Source organism: Tenacibaculum sp. AWR4_210 (assembly GCF_056160945.1).
The window spans coordinates 1-21,700 of sequence record NZ_JBSWYF010000014.1; the positions used below are offsets into that span (position 1 = coordinate 1).

25 protein-coding genes and 2 tRNA genes are annotated in these 21,700 nt (G+C 37.3%); 11 read left to right on the forward strand and 16 right to left on the reverse strand.

The features are described 5' to 3' along the window. Positions 1-14 precede the first annotated feature (14 nt). Positions 15-88 (forward strand) — tRNA-Met (locus ACXAG7_RS18565). Positions 89-427: 339 nt separating this feature from the next. Next, positions 428-501: transfer RNA gene (locus tag ACXAG7_RS18570), tRNA-Met, on the forward strand. 101 nt (positions 502-602) lie between these two features. Here ACXAG7_RS18570 and ACXAG7_RS18575 read toward each other — a convergent pair. Together ACXAG7_RS18575 and ACXAG7_RS18580 are read right to left on the reverse strand one after the other, a co-directional pair. Continuing rightward, a complete protein-coding gene (locus ACXAG7_RS18575) occupies positions 603-1,106 on the reverse strand; it encodes a hypothetical protein (protein WP_476667748.1) in 504 nt (167 codons plus the stop codon). A 116-nt stretch (positions 1,107-1,222) separates the two neighbouring features. Further along, the gene (locus ACXAG7_RS18580; RefSeq protein ID WP_476667749.1) at positions 1,223-1,549 is read right to left on the reverse strand and encodes a gamma-glutamylcyclotransferase family protein; all 327 of its coding nucleotides are present in this window, start codon (positions 1,547-1,549) and stop codon (positions 1,223-1,225) included. 784 nt (positions 1,550-2,333) lie between these two features. Here ACXAG7_RS18580 and ACXAG7_RS18585 point away from each other — a divergent pair. Beyond that, a complete protein-coding gene (locus tag ACXAG7_RS18585) occupies positions 2,334-2,678 on the forward strand; it encodes a hypothetical protein (RefSeq protein WP_476667750.1) in 345 nt (114 codons plus the stop codon). A gap of 112 nt (positions 2,679-2,790) precedes the next feature. Here the strand turns inward: ACXAG7_RS18585 and ACXAG7_RS18590 are convergent, their stop codons facing one another. The 3 genes from ACXAG7_RS18590 to ACXAG7_RS18600 all read right to left on the reverse strand — a co-directional run bounded on the left by ACXAG7_RS18590 (position 2,791) and on the right by ACXAG7_RS18600 (position 4,882). Then, positions 2,791-3,315, reverse strand: a complete 525-nt coding sequence (locus ACXAG7_RS18590; protein ID WP_476667751.1) for a hypothetical protein — start codon at positions 3,313-3,315, stop codon at positions 2,791-2,793. 23 nt (positions 3,316-3,338) lie between these two features. Further along, positions 3,339-3,899: a hypothetical protein gene (locus ACXAG7_RS18595; protein WP_476667752.1), complete on the reverse strand. Its 561-nt coding sequence runs from the start codon at positions 3,897-3,899 to the stop codon at positions 3,339-3,341. Between the two features lie 113 nt (positions 3,900-4,012). After that, complete coding sequence (locus ACXAG7_RS18600) at positions 4,013-4,882, reverse strand: carboxypeptidase-like regulatory domain-containing protein (protein WP_476667753.1); 870 nt, start codon at positions 4,880-4,882, stop codon at positions 4,013-4,015. A gap of 310 nt (positions 4,883-5,192) precedes the next feature. On the opposite strand from ACXAG7_RS18600, the gene ACXAG7_RS18605 reads away from it, so the two are divergent. The 5 genes from ACXAG7_RS18605 to ACXAG7_RS18625 all read left to right on the forward strand — a co-directional run bounded on the left by ACXAG7_RS18605 (position 5,193) and on the right by ACXAG7_RS18625 (position 8,933). After that, positions 5,193-5,351, forward strand: coding sequence for a hypothetical protein (locus tag ACXAG7_RS18605; protein WP_476667754.1), 159 nt, complete (start codon positions 5,193-5,195; stop codon positions 5,349-5,351). Between the two features lie 365 nt (positions 5,352-5,716). Further along, on the forward strand, positions 5,717-6,184 hold the full coding sequence (locus ACXAG7_RS18610; protein ID WP_476667755.1) for a hypothetical protein: 468 nt from the start codon (positions 5,717-5,719) through the stop codon (positions 6,182-6,184). A gap of 255 nt (positions 6,185-6,439) precedes the next feature. Further along, positions 6,440-7,189 carry a hypothetical protein gene (locus tag ACXAG7_RS18615; RefSeq protein ID WP_476667756.1) on the forward strand — a complete coding sequence of 250 codons (750 nt, stop codon included), beginning with the start codon at positions 6,440-6,442 and terminating at the stop codon, positions 7,187-7,189. Between the two features lie 364 nt (positions 7,190-7,553). Continuing rightward, positions 7,554-7,757 carry a hypothetical protein gene (locus ACXAG7_RS18620; RefSeq protein WP_408044551.1) on the forward strand — a complete coding sequence of 68 codons (204 nt, stop codon included), beginning with the start codon at positions 7,554-7,556 and terminating at the stop codon, positions 7,755-7,757. A gap of 780 nt (positions 7,758-8,537) precedes the next feature. Then, complete coding sequence (locus ACXAG7_RS18625; protein ID WP_408044552.1) at positions 8,538-8,933, forward strand: hypothetical protein; 396 nt, start codon at positions 8,538-8,540, stop codon at positions 8,931-8,933. 169 nt (positions 8,934-9,102) lie between these two features. Here the strand turns inward: ACXAG7_RS18625 and ACXAG7_RS18630 are convergent, their stop codons facing one another. The 3 genes from ACXAG7_RS18630 to ACXAG7_RS18640 all read right to left on the reverse strand — a co-directional run bounded on the left by ACXAG7_RS18630 (position 9,103) and on the right by ACXAG7_RS18640 (position 11,361). Then, positions 9,103-9,759: an SDR family NAD(P)-dependent oxidoreductase gene (locus ACXAG7_RS18630; protein ID WP_476667757.1), complete on the reverse strand. Its 657-nt coding sequence runs from the start codon at positions 9,757-9,759 to the stop codon at positions 9,103-9,105. A gap of 618 nt (positions 9,760-10,377) precedes the next feature. Beyond that, positions 10,378-10,950 (reverse strand): NIF family HAD-type phosphatase, encoded by a 573-nt coding sequence (locus ACXAG7_RS18635; protein WP_408044554.1) that lies wholly within the window; start codon positions 10,948-10,950, stop codon positions 10,378-10,380. 36 nt (positions 10,951-10,986) lie between these two features. Next, the gene (locus ACXAG7_RS18640; protein WP_476667758.1) at positions 10,987-11,361 is read right to left on the reverse strand and encodes a hypothetical protein; all 375 of its coding nucleotides are present in this window, start codon (positions 11,359-11,361) and stop codon (positions 10,987-10,989) included. 538 nt (positions 11,362-11,899) lie between these two features. Here ACXAG7_RS18640 and ACXAG7_RS18645 point away from each other — a divergent pair. Beyond that, positions 11,900-13,306: a glycosyl hydrolase family 18 protein gene (locus ACXAG7_RS18645; RefSeq protein ID WP_476667759.1), complete on the forward strand. Its 1,407-nt coding sequence runs from the start codon at positions 11,900-11,902 to the stop codon at positions 13,304-13,306. A gap of 112 nt (positions 13,307-13,418) precedes the next feature. Here the strand turns inward: ACXAG7_RS18645 and ACXAG7_RS18650 are convergent, their stop codons facing one another. After that, positions 13,419-14,099 carry a hypothetical protein gene (locus ACXAG7_RS18650; RefSeq protein ID WP_476667760.1) on the reverse strand — a complete coding sequence of 227 codons (681 nt, stop codon included), beginning with the start codon at positions 14,097-14,099 and terminating at the stop codon, positions 13,419-13,421. A 94-nt stretch (positions 14,100-14,193) separates the two neighbouring features. Continuing rightward, complete coding sequence (locus ACXAG7_RS18655; protein WP_476667761.1) at positions 14,194-14,688, reverse strand: hypothetical protein; 495 nt, start codon at positions 14,686-14,688, stop codon at positions 14,194-14,196. A 741-nt stretch (positions 14,689-15,429) separates the two neighbouring features. On the opposite strand from ACXAG7_RS18655, the gene ACXAG7_RS18660 reads away from it, so the two are divergent. Both ACXAG7_RS18660 and ACXAG7_RS18665 read left to right on the forward strand, forming a co-directional pair. Continuing rightward, on the forward strand, positions 15,430-15,627 hold the full coding sequence (locus tag ACXAG7_RS18660) for a hypothetical protein (RefSeq protein WP_408044559.1): 198 nt from the start codon (positions 15,430-15,432) through the stop codon (positions 15,625-15,627). A 170-nt stretch (positions 15,628-15,797) separates the two neighbouring features. Continuing rightward, entirely contained in the window at positions 15,798-15,995 is a 198-nt protein-coding gene (locus ACXAG7_RS18665; protein ID WP_476667762.1) for a hypothetical protein, read from the forward strand. A gap of 85 nt (positions 15,996-16,080) precedes the next feature. Here ACXAG7_RS18665 and ACXAG7_RS18670 read toward each other — a convergent pair whose 3' ends face one another. From ACXAG7_RS18670 to ACXAG7_RS18695, 6 genes are all read right to left on the reverse strand, one after another. Beyond that, positions 16,081-16,722: a hypothetical protein gene (locus tag ACXAG7_RS18670; protein ID WP_476667763.1), complete on the reverse strand. Its 642-nt coding sequence runs from the start codon at positions 16,720-16,722 to the stop codon at positions 16,081-16,083. A gap of 212 nt (positions 16,723-16,934) precedes the next feature. Further along, entirely contained in the window at positions 16,935-18,248 is a 1,314-nt protein-coding gene (locus ACXAG7_RS18675; protein WP_476667764.1) for a hypothetical protein, read from the reverse strand. Positions 18,249-18,659: 411 nt separating this feature from the next. Beyond that, on the reverse strand, positions 18,660-19,190 hold the full coding sequence (locus ACXAG7_RS18680; RefSeq protein WP_476667765.1) for a GNAT family N-acetyltransferase: 531 nt from the start codon (positions 19,188-19,190) through the stop codon (positions 18,660-18,662). A gap of 41 nt (positions 19,191-19,231) precedes the next feature. After that, positions 19,232-19,966: a DNA alkylation repair protein gene (locus ACXAG7_RS18685; RefSeq protein WP_476667766.1), complete on the reverse strand. Its 735-nt coding sequence runs from the start codon at positions 19,964-19,966 to the stop codon at positions 19,232-19,234. A gap of 58 nt (positions 19,967-20,024) precedes the next feature. After that, positions 20,025-20,567 carry an STM3941 family protein gene (locus tag ACXAG7_RS18690; protein WP_476667767.1) on the reverse strand — a complete coding sequence of 181 codons (543 nt, stop codon included), beginning with the start codon at positions 20,565-20,567 and terminating at the stop codon, positions 20,025-20,027. Between the two features lie 118 nt (positions 20,568-20,685). After that, positions 20,686-21,651, reverse strand: a complete 966-nt coding sequence (locus ACXAG7_RS18695) for a hypothetical protein (RefSeq protein ID WP_476667768.1) — start codon at positions 21,649-21,651, stop codon at positions 20,686-20,688. Positions 21,652-21,700: the final 49 nt, after the last annotated feature.

Sequence of the window (21,700 nt, forward strand, 5' to 3'; positions counted from 1 at the left end):
TGCACCCGCAATCAGGCGAGGTAGCTCAGTTGGTTAGAGCGCAGGATTCATAACCCTGAGGTCACGGGTTCAAATCCCGTCTTCGCTACAATAAACTCCAAAACCCTATAAACACTGGGAATTTGGAGTTTTTTCTTTTTAGAAAAACTATGATTTAACAGTATACTTCCTCCTTCATTTTAGGAGAAATTCAGTTTAGAACTCCCAGTTGTTTCTGGTTTGTACCACACAAAAAAAAGACGGTTTTTACCAAATCCTACACTAGTTTTCAACATTAAATCGCCTGTTCAAAAAACAGTCGTATCCTTAGCAACAACTGTTAAATCCCTAACTTACTAAAAACGTAAAACTTACCAATTCTTTCGCAATTGACGGGCTGGTTTTATTGCATAACTAAAAAATGTTGCTATATTTGCACCCGCAATCAGGCGAGGTAGCTCAGTTGGTTAGAGCGCAGGATTCATAACCCTGAGGTCACGGGTTCAAATCCCGTCTTCGCTACAACAAACTCCAAAACCCTATCAACATTGGGAATTTGGAGTTTTTTTTTATTTATTCGTACCCTTCAAAATCGCCATACAAAACACATCAATTCCATGTTCTTAGGTCAAATACCTCATGATACTGTGAAACTTGTATATCGAAATTACTCCCAAAATGAGTAACAGTGAAAATATGATAAAGTCGCGGTTCAGTTGTGCTGCAATACGATTAAAAGTATCTTTTTTACCCAAGGCATAAAAATCGACAGCATGGTCATTATGCCACACCCAAATAACATCTCCTACATCCGCCGGTGTTTTAGTCCCGAAAATTTCCCAAACGATTCCTTTTTCCTTTTGGTCAGAAAAATGAAGATACTCCTTTGATCCCAACGAAAAATCAACACGCCCAATAGTAGCAGTGTCTTTCAGAATGCAATAGTCGACTGCAATCGTTGTATGCCCTTCATCAGTGTCGTATTCAACAGTTTTTATACGTGCCTCCGTAAGTGTATACTCGTTTCTATATACTTGCTTTTTTCCGATATCTATTAAAAACAATATATAAATAGGTACTGTTAAACAGTTAAAAAGTACGGTCATCTTTAGGAGTCCCTTTATCATCTTTACAATTTTTGCTATACCAGTTTTTACTCATTCAAACGAACGCGAAGTTCTTGGGTCTGCGCCATTCTCAACAAAAACACAGCCCAACCTTTAGATATCAACACACTTCCTCTCTATTTTAAGGCATACACATCCACTTCGATTACTTCTTCTGTATCGATGAGAGTTACCTCGGTTTTTATCCGTTGGTAGGTCGCCCCCTCAAACGCATCCAACTCCTTCCAGTGATCCTTTAAGTTCTCTGAATAGAATACAAAGCCCCGAACTTTAGCAACTTTGTTTTCAAAGCGTATTCCTGGAAATCCTTTTTCTGCCCCCCAACCTTCTTCAAATAATTCTCCAAAAACAAAGGCATCTTTCCATGTGCCTCCTATATTTTTTAAAATATGCTCATTAGGACGACCGGGTCCTAAGGTTCCGTAAACAAATAGCTTTTCCATTTTCAACTTGTGTTTTAGTTATTTTTTACATTTTATTGAATACACGCTGTTTCAGCTCCATAAAAAATAATGGAGCCTCACTCCGCTAAGTTAACAAAATAAGGTTCTAATTATTTTAGTAACTTTACACTATGAAAAATGAAAATCTACTCCCCTTTTCGGATGTTATCTCTACGAAAAAACACCCACTTTTTGTCAAACTTACGGGACTGCTTTTAGCTGTAATACTAATTAGTACGCCACTTTCACAAATATTACCGGAATTCCAACAATGTTTTTGTTTTAATCAATGGCAAACTCCGGGACTACTTTATTTAATCTCCCCTTGTATTTGCTTTTAGTGCTATTTTATTGGCTGTGTCATGAGCGCTCACTGGTGGCATATTTAACTCCTTTGATGTAGAGATACAACGCTATAGCGCACTTCGAATATTCGTCAGATACCTCTTCACCTATACCGGCTCCTAAAAAATAGTTTTCCTCTAAAGCAGTAAGCCTCCCCCTCTATATTAACTTGTTTCCTATGAGGCTATTTTACAGAGAATTTAAGAGAGAGCAATAGCATTCACTCTTAAGAACCTTATCAATAACCTTTCTATGGTATTGATCTATTTTAGCCTGCGGGAATATGCCCTTATAACATCAGTTGTGGAGGGTGTTTAGTGCCCACAAATTCTTGCAAATACAAAAATGGAATTTCTAGCTGTTTAACCACGTTAATAAAAGAATATGCTGTGCTTAAACCTCAGTTTCTTCGAAAAATAAATTTTAGTACTTTCACTTCATGAAAAAGCTACTTCCTACAAAACATCAATCAAAATTCAAGAAAAGTACCCTAATAGCCCTAGTTTTAAACAGTATTGTCTTCGTATTGGGCCTTGTAATGCAAGTAGATTTAGTCTTAAAATTCACGAAGTCTTCAGGAAAAAACCGAGCTTTATTTAGCCTTCAACACGCCTTGCACGACGTCCTTCTCATTGGTATAGCCATAACGTTGCTCGCCTTTATTTTTACCTTGATATCATTATTTCAAAGAGAAAAATGGCAATACATCGGCTACAACATTATCGGCTCTTTTGCTGCAGGTATCCTTTTGTATTTTCCGTGGTGGCAGTGGCTGACTTCGTAATATTCACCCAAAAAAACCTGTAAATCAACCCCAAAGAACAGTTTAATCGAAATTTCTTGCTATTGCTATGGTAGCAAAAGGGCATTCAAAAAAAATTGCGTTGCTTCCCACTTTATTTCTTGTACAAAATACCGAGAATACCTCGTTGAAACTCTTCGTTAAAAACAGTCCCCACCTTATAATTAGCTAGAGTAAAGTGATTGGACTCAAATACGTACTCTTTACCGTCCTGTACTACCACCAATTCATAGGTTCCTAAACTATTTCCTGTACCTACGATATCGACAATTTCTACCACCTTTCCCTGGACAGTTACGGGATCCGTAACATCCAACACACTATTGATGAACAATAGCAAAAAGGCTATAAAACCGCGAATCAAAAAATAGTATACCACAGCTAGCACCGCAGTGGTGGTACTAAAGTCGACCAAATACTTCAACCAGTCCTTTTCTCCTTTACGAATATTTCTGACTATATCGTACAAAACAAGTACCGCATAACTCGGCACTATTACATAGTCTACATAGCGTTTTACCTTCAGCAATTCGTATAAATTAAACTGTAATGGGTAAAACACTATAAAAACAATAACGAGCACAATAGCAATGCCCAAAAACGGCATCTTCTTTCTCATAGATAACAGTAATTTAAAGCTACTTATTGGTTGTATTCAGCTTGTTGAACGGTGAGTTTTTTTACCGCTCTGCTACCATCGGGCAGCTCATATTCTACCAAATACTCGGATGTTGCGGTTTGTAAAAATACATCCTTTATTATAATTGGGGCCTCTACTCGAAATTTGGTACTATTTTTTTCAAGGAAAAGTCCTATTTTTTCTTTTAACTGATAATTACAACAAGCTCCCATTACCCCTGAAAAAGGTTCCACAACTTTCCATTGCTGATTTTCATAGCACGTAGTATCGGGAAATATAGGGTAGCTTACTACAGAAAACAATATTGCTCCAACAATTCCACGTAACAGCCAGCCCACACCGAGCATCACCACCCAAAACATGTATATTGAGTAGTAGTAAGAACATCTTTTAAAGGGTTTTACATAAGTGTAAAACAATACGATACCCGTGCTTATAAGTCCCAAGACAAGTATTGTCGTTATCTTACTTTGCAGCCCTACCCCACAAACCATTGAAGTTAAAAAATTAACTCCCAATATTAATAATATACTCGTATGTAGCGGTTGTAACTTGTTATTCATTTCTTAGCAATTTTTAAAGGTGGTCCATTTTCAAGGTCGCCTGACAAGATACTACAATTCTCATCCACATCGCATTTTATACGTTCATAAGTCCTCTAATAAAACACTACTATTTATTGCTTGTAGCTTAATGTCATGGTCAAGGACCGACCTTTAGCTACTTCCCAACTTGAATTCACCCCTGCCTTCGAATACATAGGCGGACTAAACCACGTTGGATAATACGAGAGGAACAATCCGCAACCCCCAGGGTTTGTATAGCACTTCGGACTCCCATTCAGAAACTCGATGCTCAATACTACATCCTCTTTTACCCGTAATCCTAATTCTGAAAGAGCTACAGTTTTCCAGCCTGTAAAATAATCCTTTAATTTTACAATAACATTGCTCAGTTTTTTCATAGGCTTCCCTTGCTTTAAACTATATATGTTAAGCCTAACAACGGCATGCTTAAAAGCATTCCTTTTGATGTAAAATGCTACTTCCTTTAAATGACTTGTTTTGCTACTCCCCAATGAAAACTTCATTCCCAACTCGTGTCCTGGTTGGTTCCAAGCAGCTTCTCGAAAACTACTCCCATATCGAATGAGATCTGTATTTTTGAACCTCGTTTTTCCCTTTTTGTACGTCTTCAATTTTCTGACTTGCAGCACTACCTCATCCAACCGTTTTTCTTTCTCTTTTAACATAATCTTTGAACCTCCGTCTAATAGCTGTTTTACAGAGCGCTCTTCTGTTTTAAATCCTAAACAAGAAAACGCAACAACAGTAGTACCTTCTAAATGAGTTGTTTTCAATTCAAACCTACCTGTTTCATCAGAGAAGGTTCCTAGTTTTTTAGTAGTAACTACAATGTTCGCATAAGGAATTGGTTTCTCGTTTGTATCCATCACCACCCCTTGCAGAGTTACCTGAGCAAAAGAAAATTTAGTTACAAAAATTAGGAGACTAAAATTAACTAAATAGAGTATTTTTTGAATCATAATATTTACTTTAAAAAAGACGAAAGTAACCAAGTCCCCTTGCTTAAACCCAACACGCTCATGACTTTAATAGCAATTTAACGCAACTCCGTAACTAGGCTCACAAACCTTAGCAGTACTTTAACTTTTAAGAGGTTTATTTAGCAAAACACAGCGGATTATTAGTACATAAAACGCAGCATGCCCCCTATTAAATTATATTCAACACATCGAAGCCAAACAAGGGAAAACCCTACTTTTTGTATTGATTTTAAGACAAATACCCAGTAAGTTTAAGCTAGCTTTGAGAAATTTTAAAAATCTAATTATTATGTTAAAGAACATTTCAAACCTAGGTGAAACACTAAACAAAAATGAACAACAAGCTATTAAAAGAGGTATTTGGAACTCTCTTGCTGAATGTCAGGAGCACTGTCCTGGTTCATGTCTAATAGGATTCTACGGTAAAAGATGGGCCTGTGGAATGTAGTCCACATAAAGCGAACTTCGGTTCGCTTTTTTTTATTCATCTTGCTTAAGATACCTTGCTACCCGCATTCCTTACAGATTTGCCATATCAATTATTGTAGTTTTATTCATTTCAACGACTCGCTACTCTATTGCCATTATTTATAAGCACGTTTGCTCCTTACCTCAAGAAATACATTTCTCCTACTGCATACTATACTCCTCGTTACCAAAAAATGCTCCTTTAATACATTTACGAAAAAAAAATCGCGTATAATTTTCACTTTTGACCTGTTAGCTAATCAAAAATACACGAGGATATCCCCTTGATTTTAATGACAAAGAAGGATAGCAACTTCAACAATATCAAACTAAAAACATATTATAATGGAGAACAAACTAGAACGATTCAGCGATGTTATTGCTGTATTCAAAACAATAATGGGAAACAGCGAACTGTGTAAAGAGGCTTTAAAGTACCCAGCAAAAGTTTTTGCTGAATTAGGGCTAAAAGTAGACAACCCCGACTATGTGAACGCTCATTTTTTCGAAGCCAATCCGGAAGTAAAAAAGCACTTTTTATCGGCTATTGCTCATCCTGGCATTGATCCGGAACGCGTTTTTGCTGAATGTGAAAGTCCTGGTTGCATCGCTTGTAAGTCGGCATTAAACATATCTGCAGGTGCTGCTATCGCAGCCTGCTTAGATGTTCCAGGAGGGAGAACCGTATGCATGGGAGCTATTGCTGCCATTGTACATTTACCTATAGGAAAAGTAAAAGGAATTATGATGACCCCTGGCGCAAAGGTAGAATGGGTAATCAGTCAACTTTGTGGAGCCATGGGAGCCTGTTAAACCAAAAGGCATGGAGTCCCTATAAAAAACTGGTTGATATTTGAATCTAAACCTACTACAAGAGGATGCTTAACTAGTACATCAAAAAAGCGAACTATCGTTCGCTTTTTTGTATTGAAAACAATAGGTATCCTCCTTACTCAATGGAGCCACAATTTTGAAAAAGTAAGTCAATGACCTACTTAAAGTAAGTCACTGGCTTACCTATTTGCAAGTATTTTATTTTAAATTTGTCTAAATAAAAATAAAATACATATGAAAAATTTTAATCTTACTACACTTTTGATTCTCGGAATCCTTAGTTTACTCTTCAGCAGCTGTGAATCCAACGAAGAACAACAAATCGACGCTTCAAAAGGTATTCGATACGCCGAAAAGTTAATCTCACAAAATATTGATTATTACGCCGCCAGCCCCAATAGACAAGTTAGCGATAACAGCAGTGTTAGGTTTGCTCAGAAAGGAGTTTTCAACTACCAAGGTAACAACTTCCACGTGCTTAAACAAGAAAACAACGCGGTTGTTGACCAGTTTAAAATTGAGAATTACCTACTGTATTCAGACTATAAACTAAACGACAAGCGTCTTCGTACTGCTATGTATTTACGTTACGGTTTTGATTTACAAAATGAGCTCAAATTCCTTGAAATCATAAATATCAAAACGGGTAAAAAGTCATCTCATTCCTTGTTCAATGGATTTACCGAACAACAGTACACGCAATTTAGAAATCAACATCTGGATCCAACTACAGCGTATGCCAGAGCTAACAAGGACCCTTTTTATTGCTTTAACACCTTTGACGACTGCTTTAAGTATTTAAAAGATCAAGATGACGATCCTTTGGTTGCTGTTTTATGTGACTGGCTACCTTGCTCAACCGGAGCTTATATGATGTGTTTGGTTGCAGAATGGAGTAACATGATTGTCGAAGAAACAGGTTGTGGCAAATGTGATATCGTATTGCGTCCGGATGGTACGGAGGATCTTGAAATTTGCAAGTAATACTCGTATTATGCAGAAACACAAGTATATTATATACACCATTAGCTTTTATTTATTGGCTTTTACTAGTTATTTAGGAACACTTTATATTAAAATGAAAACACTAGAAACAGTAAAAATACTCATCTATATCAGCTACCTATTTTTGTTTCTAGCATCCTATTTCTTGCTAAAGCACATTTTTAAAGCAAAATAGTTCGTTAAAAAAGCTTTGGTATACTCCCGGGCTTTTTTAGCGTTCTCACTCAAAGCACCTTTTAATACTTTAAATGTTAAATAAGGAAAAACCTTACTTATTGTAACAATTTACCGCGCTCTTTCATACCTTTAATTAATAAGTTTACCTCACTTAAAAATTTATATTATGCTAAAGAATATTTCAAACTTAGGAACTACCTTAGACAATTCAGAAAAAAAAGCTATTAATGGAGGAAACCAATCGTGTAATGGTAGAACTTGTAAATTAATGACAGGCTTTCCGTATGGTGCTTTTGTCACTTACGAACAATATATGGGCTTAGAACCTCAGTTTAGATGCTGTGTTCGAGTAGCTCCATTTGGGGTATAACCTAATTACGTTGTCAATCCCCTTTTTCTTTTTAGTAGAATTGGGGGATTTTTTATATTCTTATGGTTGTGTTTTAGCCACTGAAATCGCCAAAAAATACAATAGTCATGCATCACTATTGAAATATTTTCACAGAATCCGTTTAGGAGTTATCTCGACAACCTCATCACTCCATAACGATGCTGCCACAGTATCCAATTTAAACTGCTTTGTTCCTCTAAAAATACTAAATGTCAGAGTACCCTGTTCCTTACTCTTGAAATAGCTCGAAAATTTATTCCAAATTCACTATTTTTGGAATCAAATACAAATTGCTCATGGTATTCGGTGTCCTTTTTCTTATCTCTTTGATTCAATTAGCCTGTTACTTTTTAAAAAAGAAATTGCTTTCTCAACGCTCCCAACAAGGTTCTCGCTACTTCCCCGATTTTATAATTTTACTAATCGTTATACTACTCTATAATTTCATCATTCCTCCATTTTTCTATCCGAATCAGGAGCATAAAGTAGCTTGCGGGCTCCCTATTCTAGGCATACATCTCGGTTTTCTCCTCTATGGTAGTATTGCCGCAATACTAACACACGTTATCGGACGACACCTTTTGAGTACTAGCGCGACACAACAACACTCAAAATAGTTCAACAACAACCGATACTCTTTCTGGAAACCAAGAATTTGCAACATCCCCCCCTTCCTCCTGTTAAGCTGTAAAAGAAGTCATCTAGTTTTGATATTTTCGTTTGTATTTTACTACTTTCGCGTTTTAAAAATTTGTTATTATGAAAAAATTAATGCTCTTAGCACTTACCTTGTGCTTCCTGACTGCCTGTACAGATAACGACCAAGACCTTAAAGATCCTTTTATAGGAACCTGGTACAAATTTTCATTACAAGGAAAAGAAGTTAGCGATTGTGAAAAAAAGACCACTTTTATCGTTAAAGAAGACAAATCGATTTCCATTGCTTCCTTTGAATTTTATGAAAACAAATGTGTAGATGACGGTACCGCAACGGGAGTGTGGAGTAAACACGGTGATACTACGTATGGGATTACCATACAAGGAGATACAAAACCAAGCTTGCGTAAGTTGACTTTTAGTAACAACAATAATAGTTTTAGGTTTACAGATAAAGAACACGGTAAGGAATTTACCTATGTGTACAAGAGAAAATAAATTATAAACTCCAAGTAAAAGCGAACGTACGTTCGCTTTTTTTTTTTTGCTCTTTACACCATCAAATAAAAAAGGAAAACACTGAATACAACCAGCTGTACTTCCTATAATTCGCCTTCTTAGCAGTACAAAAACCGCTGTAATTCGACCTTTTACAAGCGGTTAGCACTTACCACTCTCGAATATTTCCACGATGCCAAAAATGGCCACTTTCTGGAACTCGCTCTATCAATTGTTCCATATCTATTGCCACCTCTGCTGGTGTTCGGGATGCCTCATGACCTCCCATATCTGTTTGCGTCCAACCCGGATCAAAAGCCGAAACAATAAGCCTATGCTCAAAACGCTTGGCAAGTAATTTGGTATACATGTTTAAAGCCGCCTTGGACATTTTGTAATGCGGCTGAAAAGCATCAAAATTTTGCTCACTAAAAGAGCCCCAGTCTGAAGTAATGTTCACTATATGCGCCTCTGAGTTCATTTGTGGAAGTAACTTTTCGGTGAGTTCAATTGTCCCGAACAAATTAACATCGAAAGTTTGACGTAATTGTTGAAAATTAACCGCTGCATCCCCCCAGTCTTCCAAAAGAATCCCAGCATTATTTATTAAGAAATCAATTTTTATCCCTTGTAATTCACTAACAAAATCACTTATAGATTTTGGACTGGATACATCTAGTGACCGACAGTTAAAATTTTGAGCATTCAATTCGCACTTTCCGGAAGTTGACGTCCCAATAACTTTAACATTCGATTTTTTTACAAGCCTCGCTGCGATGGCCAAGCCTATACCACGGCTGCACCCTGTAACAATAATATTTTTCATAGTTCTATCCTAGTTAATGCATCGTGTAAAACTAAAAAAATCCATTCGAACTATACCATTCTCAAAGTTTTCATTTACTTTATTGTGAGGGACTGTTATAACCTTCTATCCGACTGACAAAGAACCGGAACCTTCTAGTATCGTTCATACACGGAATTACGGAATACCTTTTTACAAAAAACTACAAATAATAGCAAAACAAACTACCATCCATAGCAATCCTACTAAAAGAGATATATACTTTACACCTCAAAAAACAAACACCTCACAAGCAACACATTACTCATAAAAAACATTTGCAAAATCACTCTCTAACATTGCTACAAATTATAGCAAAAAGAACCACTAACTATAGCAACCCTATTTCCACGAACAGAAGCCCAACGAAACAAAAAACAAAACACTCATAAACAAGACATTAACAAAAACAACTAGGTAGAGCTACTCCCTTTTAAAATACTACAAATAATAGCATTTAACACTACCAAAAATAGCAGTCCTGTTTCATGCTCTAAAACACAAAGAAAATAACATAATAATTGTTTTCAACGAAGTATAATTACTTATGGATATACTCCAACGAAAGGAGTTTAGCTGTCGAGAAATTTACACTCTCCATTACAACTGAGACTTCCAATTTCTTTTTTCTAACGATCTAAAATTTGATACATTCTTAATTTTAATCAGGTAGCGAAGTAGTTTTTTCAGCTCGTCATCGGCAGGATTCCCTCGGTAGGCAGTAGGATATATTGCATTTCCATAATTACGGCGGAGCTTACTCTGAGTATCGTCAACTATCAAAATTGACTCTTTGGATGCATATCCTTTTCGGTACACCTTTTTTACATTCTTTAAATACAGTGAATGATCCGTGTAATCGATATCGTTGATCTCCTCAAAAGACCTAACCAAAGTACATTTTGACCGCCCCCAAACAAAACACAGCGGAAAATTTTTAGGAACTATATGTGCAACCATCTCCTCGACATATTGATCAGAAGCTGACGACCATATTGCTATGCGATAATGCTCTTTGAGTTCCGTCAAAAACTCTTCTAAAAATGGACGTTTGTATACTTTATAAGGTGGCAATTCAAAATCCCAAGCGGCTGTTTTAGGAGTTGAGGTTGCATACATAAGTGTTTCATCCAAATCTAAAATGACTAGTTTTTTCATCATTTGCTTTTTCATAAGTTACTTTTTTAAGCTGCTATACTTCCTTGATAGCTAATTGAGAGAAAACGTAAACTCATAGGGCGTTGCAACATCCGGATTTAACGCTGCCTGTAGCACGGTCTTAAATTTCGAATAATCCTTTTTTGATATATCAACACTCGTTTCGTATATCAAGACAGGTAACCCCGTTTCTTTGTCCACATCCAAAAACGCGATGCTGTATTGTTCAACCTCATCCACTTTTCGGACTTCAAGGACTTCCAAGATAAGCTCGCTGAACACTGCGGTTTTCCATTTGGTTCTTACCCAACCATAATCGTGACACCAACTCACAGAACGTTTAGAAATAACAAGCAATTCTTTCCCATAAACATTCCAAAGTAAATATCGAGTCGGTAACCCAACCAAAAAAAATAGCAAGATCATAATGATTAACACTGAAGAAAACTATTTTTCATCGATCGCAGATAAAGCTAGGTAGGATATGCCCAAAAACGTCAAGCTTATAAAAGCGAGCAATAAATAAATCCCTATTTTGTTTGATTGCACTTCAAAACAGCTCTCCACTCCAAATTCAAGGCTTCGAATAGTCATTTTGTTTTCCATAGTCAGTATATTTTTTCAAATGAATAGCGCCTCAAAAATAAACATTCTACTAACAGCATCACATCATTTTAACAGGTATACGATACCACAATTGAGTTTCTTACCTAAACTCTATACAACTAGCTCCTACTCTTGTGAATACTCTGCACTAGCTAGTACCCAATTATCTACAGCTCATACCATTAATTCCTGTAAACACTACTTAATTCCAGAACTTTATACTCCTGAATAATCGCAGTAACAAACACTCGAATTTCTCACTAAAACAGTTAAGAAATTAAAAGAGCGATGAAGCATCCATCTTCTCAGCACAAACGATAACACAAACAAACTGTAACTAATTTTAAAACTATATACTATGTCAACCAACTCATTACCTTACGGCCAAAATGCGTGGATATTTCTTAACGAAGACGAGCCACCACACACAAACTACCACAGCCCTGACAGTTGCTATCAATCGTTAATCAATAACAAGGTCTACAACGACGTCAATATGCTAGGACTTGCCTTTTTCGAAGTAACAAATGCTGCACAAGGAAGTACCATCAAAATTGGGGATGCATCTCACCCTGGTGGACTTCACAATCAGGACTATTTGAACTTTATTCTGCGCGATGCGCGACAGGTAAATCCAAGCGTAAAATTTCTGGCCACTATGGTGTATTCCGGAAATAGTACTTTGGCTTCTATTTTTAAACCTGGAGGTAACCCTACCACAGAAGCTACCAATTTTGCCAATAATCTCGTCAATTACCTTCAGGCCAACGGCATGAACGGCTTGGATATAGATTGGGAAGGCGATGTATCTACACAAATGACCCAAGCGCAGTTCAAAATACTTTTCAGTACCATCCGCGCTGTATTTGACCAACAAACCACCAAGTACTATTTATCTTTTACCCCAGCGTGGCCTACTCCGACTATTGACTATCCAACAGTAAATGAAGCCTTCGATTTTGTAACGCCTCAATTTTACGACGGCATGCCTTTATCGAGCTTCTTATCGAAAGGCATTGCTCCTGAAAAAATTGGCTATGGCGCACAATTTGAACCTGGAAATGCCGCGCCAAATAGCAGTGCACAACAAGTAGCTTCCGAAGTTACTGAAGGCTTTATTGCTAACGGCAAACAATACACTTATCAGGATGTTTTTATGTGGCGTTTTAACTCGGGCAACTTCCAATTTGAACAGGCGCAATTCATGATACTAAGTCAGCTATTACAACCTTCAACAAGTGCTATTTTTAACGATGCTCCTATAATCAATGCAGCTGGAAATCCGGCAATCAGTAAAATAACACTGCGTTCAGGAGACGTGCTGAATGCCATTCAAACTCAAAATACAGGTTTCGGCCCCTACAATACTGGCACTCAAAACAACAATACAGGTGTATTTACCTTACCTCAACACGGAGGTAATGGAGGGCAAGAGCAGCAGTTTGAACTTCCTCAAAACGATCCTATTGTCGCCGTTTCAGGATATACAGGATTATGGTACGGTTGGCACTGTGTGTTACAAATAAGCTTTACGAGTAAAAGCGGAACCACTTACGGCCCTTACGGAACTATGAGTGGAGCTGCCACACGCATCGCTTTTGAGCAAAAAGCAGCGCCAGGACAAAGTCTTGTTGCCTTTAATGGTACCAGTATCGTAGTTCCAATGGCAGGTGGAGAACACTCCGCAATCATATCAGGAATCAACGCTGTCTTTGCGAAGCCTTCTAATGAAGCGCAATTGGTAACCGATGCCTTGAACGCCTAATAGTCGTTAAAAAAACAACGGAAATTATATGCTAAGGAGCCTATCTGAACTAAGATCAGGCTCCTATTCGCTGCTATATATAAAGGATTCAAAATCTTACAAAACAGTACTCCTATTTAAATTTTCTCGAAGGCAATTTTTGAAGGAGGTCTAATGAATCCTTGTTCTCAGCAATCACTCGTTTTTTATTCTCGTTCCCTACTCTTTCGTACACAAAGATTCCTTCGCTGGTTTTGGCTCCACCCAATACTAACAACAGGCCACCTGCGTCGCGATAGTACTCTTGTAGCACCAAGTTAGCCGAAGCATCTAAGGTTATTCTTACTTTACGAATATCAATCCCTCCAAACACATAGGGAATCCCTGATACCTTGGTATTCTCGTTATTTATATAAACAAACCCATCATTATTTTTGAGACGATAGGCTAATTTCTGTGTGCGTAATACAACCGTATCTTCGAGTATAGCAATTCGCAAAAACTTTTTATTCAAAACTTTAACCCTAAAACTATGCTGTTTTGTCGTATCCAATTGCAGTGTATCACGCACATTTCGTCCATACTCACGATAAAATTTGTGATTCGCCAGTTGCGAAGATCCGGGGTTCACCTGCATAGGAGCCAACCGATACACTCCATTAATTCGATAGATATCCTTTGTATATACCCGCTCAAATGCATGAGGGGTTTTCTTAAAGCTGCCGCACTGTGAGCACAATAGCATCAAGGTCAATGCACAAACCAAACGCAACAACCCCTTTCTCAAATTCTTTTTCTTTCTTTTGTTCATCATATTCAATTTATTTCACATCTTTTTTAACCTTGCACCTTTAGCAAACTTCATAAAAACAAGCTTCTCTTATCATTCTACTCAAAAAACACCTTCATCACTTTTCCATAGTTTTCCCCACTGTATGGTATATCGGTCGTACATACTTTTTATAATAGTCCTGATAATTTTCAATGAGCTTTTGAAGTTGCCAACTGTTTTTTGTCAAGCCCATGGTAGGCAAAACATAACGCTGTCCATTAACAGTTTGTACCTCAACTACTATTTTTGCGTACCTTCCTTGGTGCCTGACCTTGGTTCCAGCATACCTAACTCGATCCCATGACACAAAAGTATTCGGATATATTCCGATGCCATCAATGGCGATGACGAGTTTTTTTTGAGGAGGTTTTTGCAATTTTTTTATTTTCTTATATATCGAGTACCCCAATATAGGCGCTACTACTAGTAATATCCACCCAAAAGAATGATCCCGACCACTCATAAACACCCAAGTAAAAACAGCGATAACCGCCAACTCAAAGACTATGAGAAACCATAACCATTTTCTAGATTCGTAGATGTACAAGGTAGGTTCAATTGAATGCTTCATAGGCAATATTAATTTAACGATGTGCGTTTGTTAGCGGCATTAACTTTAGCCTTTCTAAAACCTGTAAGCTCCATTCGCCAATAGTCTAATTCCAGTTTTTTTCAGGACAGAAAATAAAAACTCTAAAATTAAGAACATAAACGGATGTCATTTCACATTTCTTTGGTAAAGATCAATGCGATTCGTTTACACGATACCAAGTTTGCTCCTATACTACCTCCATGCTCTCAATAAACTTTCTAAACATCTATCAATTCCATCAACTCATCACTTTTATAGCAATTGTGGTCATGCCACAAACACAACATCATTTTTGTATCAAAAATACCAAATTATCAAATACCCTGCTAACTCTCCTGAAATTCAAGTTCCTCCATTACCTTTTAAAGTGCTTAGTTGTAATATAAGGGGTTTTTCCTGTACTATTCTCAATTCCTAATTTGTAATTTCATGTTGTTAAAGGATATCTAAAAACTAACTGTACTGGATTCCGACGAACTCATCACTTATTTAATCCTTTCATCCATAGTACAGTTAGTTCTATTTTCGTAACTAGCTGCATTTCAAACCTCTTGCCTGTGCTACTTTTGAAACTATTTTTCCTATACCTTAGGCATTTTCTTAAACCACAAAGCGGTGAACTCACTCAAAAATAGAGAGTTCCCTTACTTTGAGTATCAATAAACTACCTCCATTGTATTTAAGAATAACTACCTTGTAAATACTTAAAAAAATTTAACTATGTTACAAACTATCAATCAATTAGGAACTATTTTAAACAAAAAAGAACAGCAACACATTAAAGGTGGTGGCTACTATTACACCGTTAAAAACCGAGGTGAAACACGCTGCTTTTATTGTTATGACCCCATTGTTTCAGAAGAACCAATCACCATTTACGACCTTGAATTTTCAGGTTGTAATCGAGTGGCTTGTTAAAACTTCTCCGTTACAACTTTTAGGCCTCACTAGGTTGTAACGGAACTTTTATCATTCTAATGATGCAACCCTCAAAAACAATGAATACTGACAAGTAATAAATTACCCACAGCATTCATAAGTATTTCAATTTCATTAACCCCTATACTATAGGAATAAAAATCGCCACTATGATACAAACTATCACACAATTAGGTACGACGCTAAACCGAAAAGAACAGCAAAACATTAAAGGAGGTGGATATATTTACAAAATCTACCTCAGAGGTCGCATTCGTTGTATGGACTGCGGAAGTCCGTTAACAACGGAAGGTACTCCAACTATTCGAGACTTCGAAGCAGCCGGATGCATACGCGTGTCTTGTTAATTCATACCCGTTACAAGTCAAAAAGATTTGTAACGGGAACGTAACTTACCAATACCAATTACTTAATTCACATCTATTCTCAGGTTCAATAGCGTTCTTTTAACAAAGCTATTTTATAAGGAATCGCTGTCGCCTCTTCAAAATATCGACTTTGCAGTAAGCTGTCGAATTGTCGATACCTAATAGGAGTTTTCTTATGATGCACGTAGTAATACACTGCCCCATTTTTAGTAAAATACAAATTACTCCCTAATTGTTTTGCGTAAAAATTTAGGAAATTTTGACTTTGCTCACAGAGGTCAAATTGCACAGGTCCAAGTGTTTTTTGTTCCACACAACCATATTCTGCTACCTGAACAAGAAAACTTTTGGGTGTGATTTTAGCAGCAAGCACTGGTAGTGAACACAACAATTCAGTAGTATAACAATCAGGTGCTCCACAATCAAGCCCATGAACATCAAACGGCAAGGTAAGTTGAATATGCTTGTTGCTTTTAACAATCCATTTCTTTTTGGCATAGTATGCTAGCAAATGCGGCATAAGGCTATCGTTTATACTAGTACTTTTCAATGGCAAAACACTCCTATGCTTATTGGAACGCATAGACAAAGTACGTTTCTTTTCCAGCGGATGCGTACAACTAGAAAAAAGAGATATCAATATGCCAAGTAAGATGCTCTTAACACAACTAGTTACAACTAAACTAAAGAGGTCTGGTATTTTCATTTCATTTTTTTTTACCAGGTGATACTCCTAGTAATAAACTTTATTTATATGCTTAGACAAATAAGGCTACAAGCTAGCATTACCGCACGCCCAATAGTATAAGGAATCTCCTTCGAGTCTAGTACTTACTAGTACTGAAAGTACTATAAATTTCCCATAAAAAAAACACCTCTTGAAAAGGTGTTTTTTTAGATATGTAATTCTGATTCTTTTTATTTTTTAGTCGCTAACAGTTTTTGAACCAAGGCTTCTAATTTCTGGATTTTTTGTTCCTGAGCATCAATCTTTTCCTGCTGCTTCTTTAAGGTCTGAATTTCCTTTTCTTGTTGGATGGTATAGAGCGTCAACTCTTCAATCTTTTGCAACAACTTCGCATCCATAGCTCCTAAATAAAAGCCATTCTCAGCGACTTCTTTGGCGCTTGGTATATCCTTTAAATGCCCTTTTCTTTTAATATGATCGGCAACTTCTGTTAAACTCGGCAATTGATATTCCTTCTCAAAAACGAAATCTGCCCAACCAGGAAACGCCTGTACTTTAATTTCGCGAGCTCCGATAGACCCTTCAACAGCCAATTTGTGTTTTCCTGTTGATTTACTCCCAATATTTACTGCTCCATGTACATACAATCCATGCTGAGGAGGTTCTGGAAAACTATTCCATCCATCAGGATATCCTATTGACACTCTATCGTATAATTCAAGGCGTTGATTACTTCCTGCCTGTCCTCTAATTCCCCACATTTTTACCGCAGTTCCACTTCCTGCACCCAAGGTTTTATCGTGTGGAATTTTTAAATCTCCTACTACCTCTAGATTGTTGGTAAACTTAGCTCCTCCGTCTTTAAATATGCGAAAGGTAGCACCCGAAGTAGCTCCTGCAGGGTAAAAGTGCATACCGGAAGCAATATTCGATGCGATGGTAGGAATACCAGCTCCATACTTATTTCCCCATGATATATTGTGACCATCTTTAATCACCACACTTCCATTAACATCTAACTTCGCTGCCGGAGTTGTAGTTCCAATACCTATATTCGCTTCTTCTGTTAATCGCATAACTTCAGTATTCCCTGTTGCAAATGCCAAGTTTCCAGCTGAACTACCGGAAGACTGAATGGTCATTGTTCTGGCTTCACTTGTAGCTGGCCAAGTTCCAACTAATTTTTTGTTAGTCAAAAAATTTAGTACTTGGTTAGCATCTCGAATAGAAAATTTTCCTCCGGGGTACTGATCACCAATTCCAACATTTCCGAACTGATTGATAAATAATCCCAATGTATTTGCACTACCATTAGCTCCGTTAGAAACGTAAAATTGATAGGTACCTGATGGGTAAAAATTCCTAAACTCTGTGTTTCCTGCTGTAGTAAAAGGGATCATCTCAAATTTAAAGGCATCAGTTGACTTACTGTACAATTTTTTGTTGTACTCAATGCTAAAGTTTTTGTTCGCATCGATTTGCCCATTCATACTGAAGACACCACCAACAAAGGCAAGGGCCGCAATTTTTAATTTAGTTTTCATAATAATTTATAGTTTAAATGTATAGTAATTTCAAATCCAAATTCAATTAAATATTCAGAGGCTAGGTTTCAATAAACCAGTAGCCTTTAACACATACCCATCAAAGGCTTACCAATTAAACCTAGGGAGTACTAAAATCTTTATGAGCCTGAAAGCATTTTTTGTGCAGGGCTCTTTTTCATAGACAGCTGCAAATATATTATAAATTTTCACTTGAAAAAATTTACCAACAGCAATGGAATACGCTTACAAAAAATTCCAAACAACTATGGTAAAAGTCAAATTATCGATACAAAAGCCACACTCACCTAACTTACAAATTTCAAGGTCAGCGTTTCGTTTATTTTTGGATTATAATCAGAGAGTAACATGAATGAGGAAGGCTTTCCATAGGGAAAACTTCCTCATTTTTTATTCATAAAATTCTTGAGGGTAGGCAACTACTCCTTGTACACCTTTAAGTGCATCAGCAACGAGTTCAATAGCCATACAATTCTCTTTGGGCACTTCAAAAGGCAAGGTAATTCCAAAAGTATGTGCCTGGCGGTATCCAAACCTCGGATAATAGGCTGCATGCCCGAGTAAAATCACGGATGTATACCCCAATTCTATAGCCTTCCGATGGGCTTCTTCAATGAGTTGTGCTCCAATTCCCTTCCCGTGTAATTCTGGTAGCACTGCAACAGGGGCAAGTGCCAGAGAATCGAACTCTTCCCTTTCTCCCTTTATTTTTAACGCAGTCACCAAAATATACCCTACCACTACTCCCTTGGCTTCTGCCACAAGTGACAATTGAGGAATAAAAGCGTTGGATTTACGAAGGCGTTCAACCAAAAACTGTTCTCTGTGATCGCTGTATGGCTCTTTTTCAAAAGCTTTTTCAATCAAGGAAAAGACCTCTTTGTGGTCTTCTCTTGTTTCTTGTCTTATCGTTATTTTCATCAATTATAAAACTTAAATCGTTCGTAAAACACCGTATAGTATTACTGCAACTTTCCTTCAGCGAGCAACTTTCCTATTTTTCCATTTTTGGGAACCATTCTATTTTTTGACGTATACGGAATGAGCTTATTAAATTCGTTGAAAGCATCCCTACCTACCCACTGTCTGTGTACATTAGAATCTTCCATTAAACTCGTCGCTATCAACTTCGCTTTTTGAAAAGAACGTATGCTGCTTTTCCCTATAGTTCGCAAAGCCCAAGAAACTGCCTTCTTTACGTGAATACGTGAATCAGACTGGTGTTTTCTTATCAATTCGAGATAGGTATCTAACACGTTTTCTTCAAGTTTTTTATCGTGAATCACAGCACATACAATCAATACAAAAGCCGCTCTTTTGCGATATAACTGTTCGGCTCGTTGCCAAGTCAGTATCAAATCTTCGAATTCCGGTAGACAAAAAAGTACATTTTTACACAGGTGATCACAAAGATCCCAGGAATGGACATCATCAATTCGCGAAATAGCCCATTTTGGTGCTACCTTATACGGGTCTACCAGTAAAACTGCCAGTAACTGTGCTTCATGGCACCCTGTATTCCACAGTGCTTCCACCAAGTCTTGTGTGCCTTCTACTTGTTTCGCAAGCTCTCGAAGAACCTTCATCGAGACTCCTAAACTATTCGCTTCAGGAATCCCTAGTTTGGTCACAAATTTTTTATACTTCTCTGAACGGTGCTCTTTAAGGTATTCGAGAATTTCATCAACATTGTCCATGGCTTTCCCTATTAAAATGTGTTATTTTTTAACTTTTAAGCAAGTTTTTACACCCCAGCTAGCTAGTTCCTTTATCAAATGCACTGTGTACTTTCGCTTCTAATTCATCAAAACTACACTGCAATGAATTTGAGGAAATTGAAATAGGAGTTCCGTACTGTTTCGTATTCAATCTAAGCATTTTAGTCATAAATCCATCTTTTGCTTTATTGATATACTTCTCTGAATCAACCACATCAATCAGCAAAAACTTAGTTGACATTACCTGGTGTCTTCTAATCGCTGTCACATCTTCCCAAGCTATAAATCCAATACTCGTCGCATTCGAATTATCAACAATTCCTGCGGCATCCAAAATCAGTCCTGCTTTATCATCTGACAACTTGCGAATAACCATCACGGCAATGGCCCCAAAAAACACTATAGAGATCAATCCGACAGCCCTTATTACCAATGGCTCTCTAAAAAAAGCATAGGGGAATTCACTAAATTGGGCGGTGTTTAAAAACAACCATACTCCTGCCACAACAAATGCACAGGCTCCTACTAACGATAAAATCATTTTGGTTTTACTCAAAGGAATTATTATTTTTTCTTCCATCTTACAAATTTTATCTTCAAAGATAAGGAATCTGGTAAAAAAGAAAACAACGATGTACAGGAGTACCCTATCTTAAATGACTTCTTTATCAGCGGGCAACCCAAATATTTCTATTTGATTAACTCCAAAAACGCAGTACGCGCTGCCACCAAGTTAGCTCAGGCCTATTGGTGTCAAAAAAATTAGAATTTACCATAATCTCCTCTCCAATACCCGACAAAGACTCCAATAATCCATGAGGATTATAGGCTTCCGAACTAGTACCACTACTGTTTAGCGCTTCTTGTACTTCTTTTTCAGTCATTTGCAGCGTGGCTACAGAGATCCCCAATTCCTCCAACAATCGCAAATATCCAAAATTACCGCTCTCAATACCCCATCCCGACCATTGCATCTGAGCAACCTGCTCTATACCCGGAAGGTACTGATTTATCCAAATCTTTTTTCTATCGCAATCAATCACTAGTAAGTTAACAAATTCTGCAGCTCCTTCAACAGGCAACCTTCGCTCTAAAAACACGTTTAATTGAGGCACTACGCTAGGCCCTTGTAACAATATATCTACGTCAGAAACCCCATCGACGTATTTCACGAATACCTCTCCTTTTGATTTTAGTATGACTAAAGTGTCAAAATATGAATTTTCACCCGTCACATCTGTCATTGACACTTCATCAGCTGACTCATAAATTATTGGCTGTTCGAACCCATAGGTCAATCCCGTCAAAGCACCCAATATTTCCATCTCATGGTCACAGTATTGAATACCCCAACCGCGCCATTTTCCTTGTAACTTTTGCAGAAACTTCCTGCGTACCGTCGTACACTGTAAATGTTCACCTTCCCAAAAAAGCAACTGTTTGGTATCTAAATCTACAAAAACGCAGCCCTCAAGATAGGTCCAACTAAGAAGCTCCTCTACTTCTTTACACGTAGAAGTGTACTTTAAAAAAGCTGGAGCTCCTAATAGGAGATCTGCACAGATATTCACCGACCTCCAATGGGTATAATACAGATTAAACTCTGAGTTTTGTTTGACAATATAATTCGCTCTATTTCCCATCCCCCAATGTATTTTTGACATCAAAGATAACGATTAGGCCTGAGTGAGAAATGACGGTCCATAATACGAC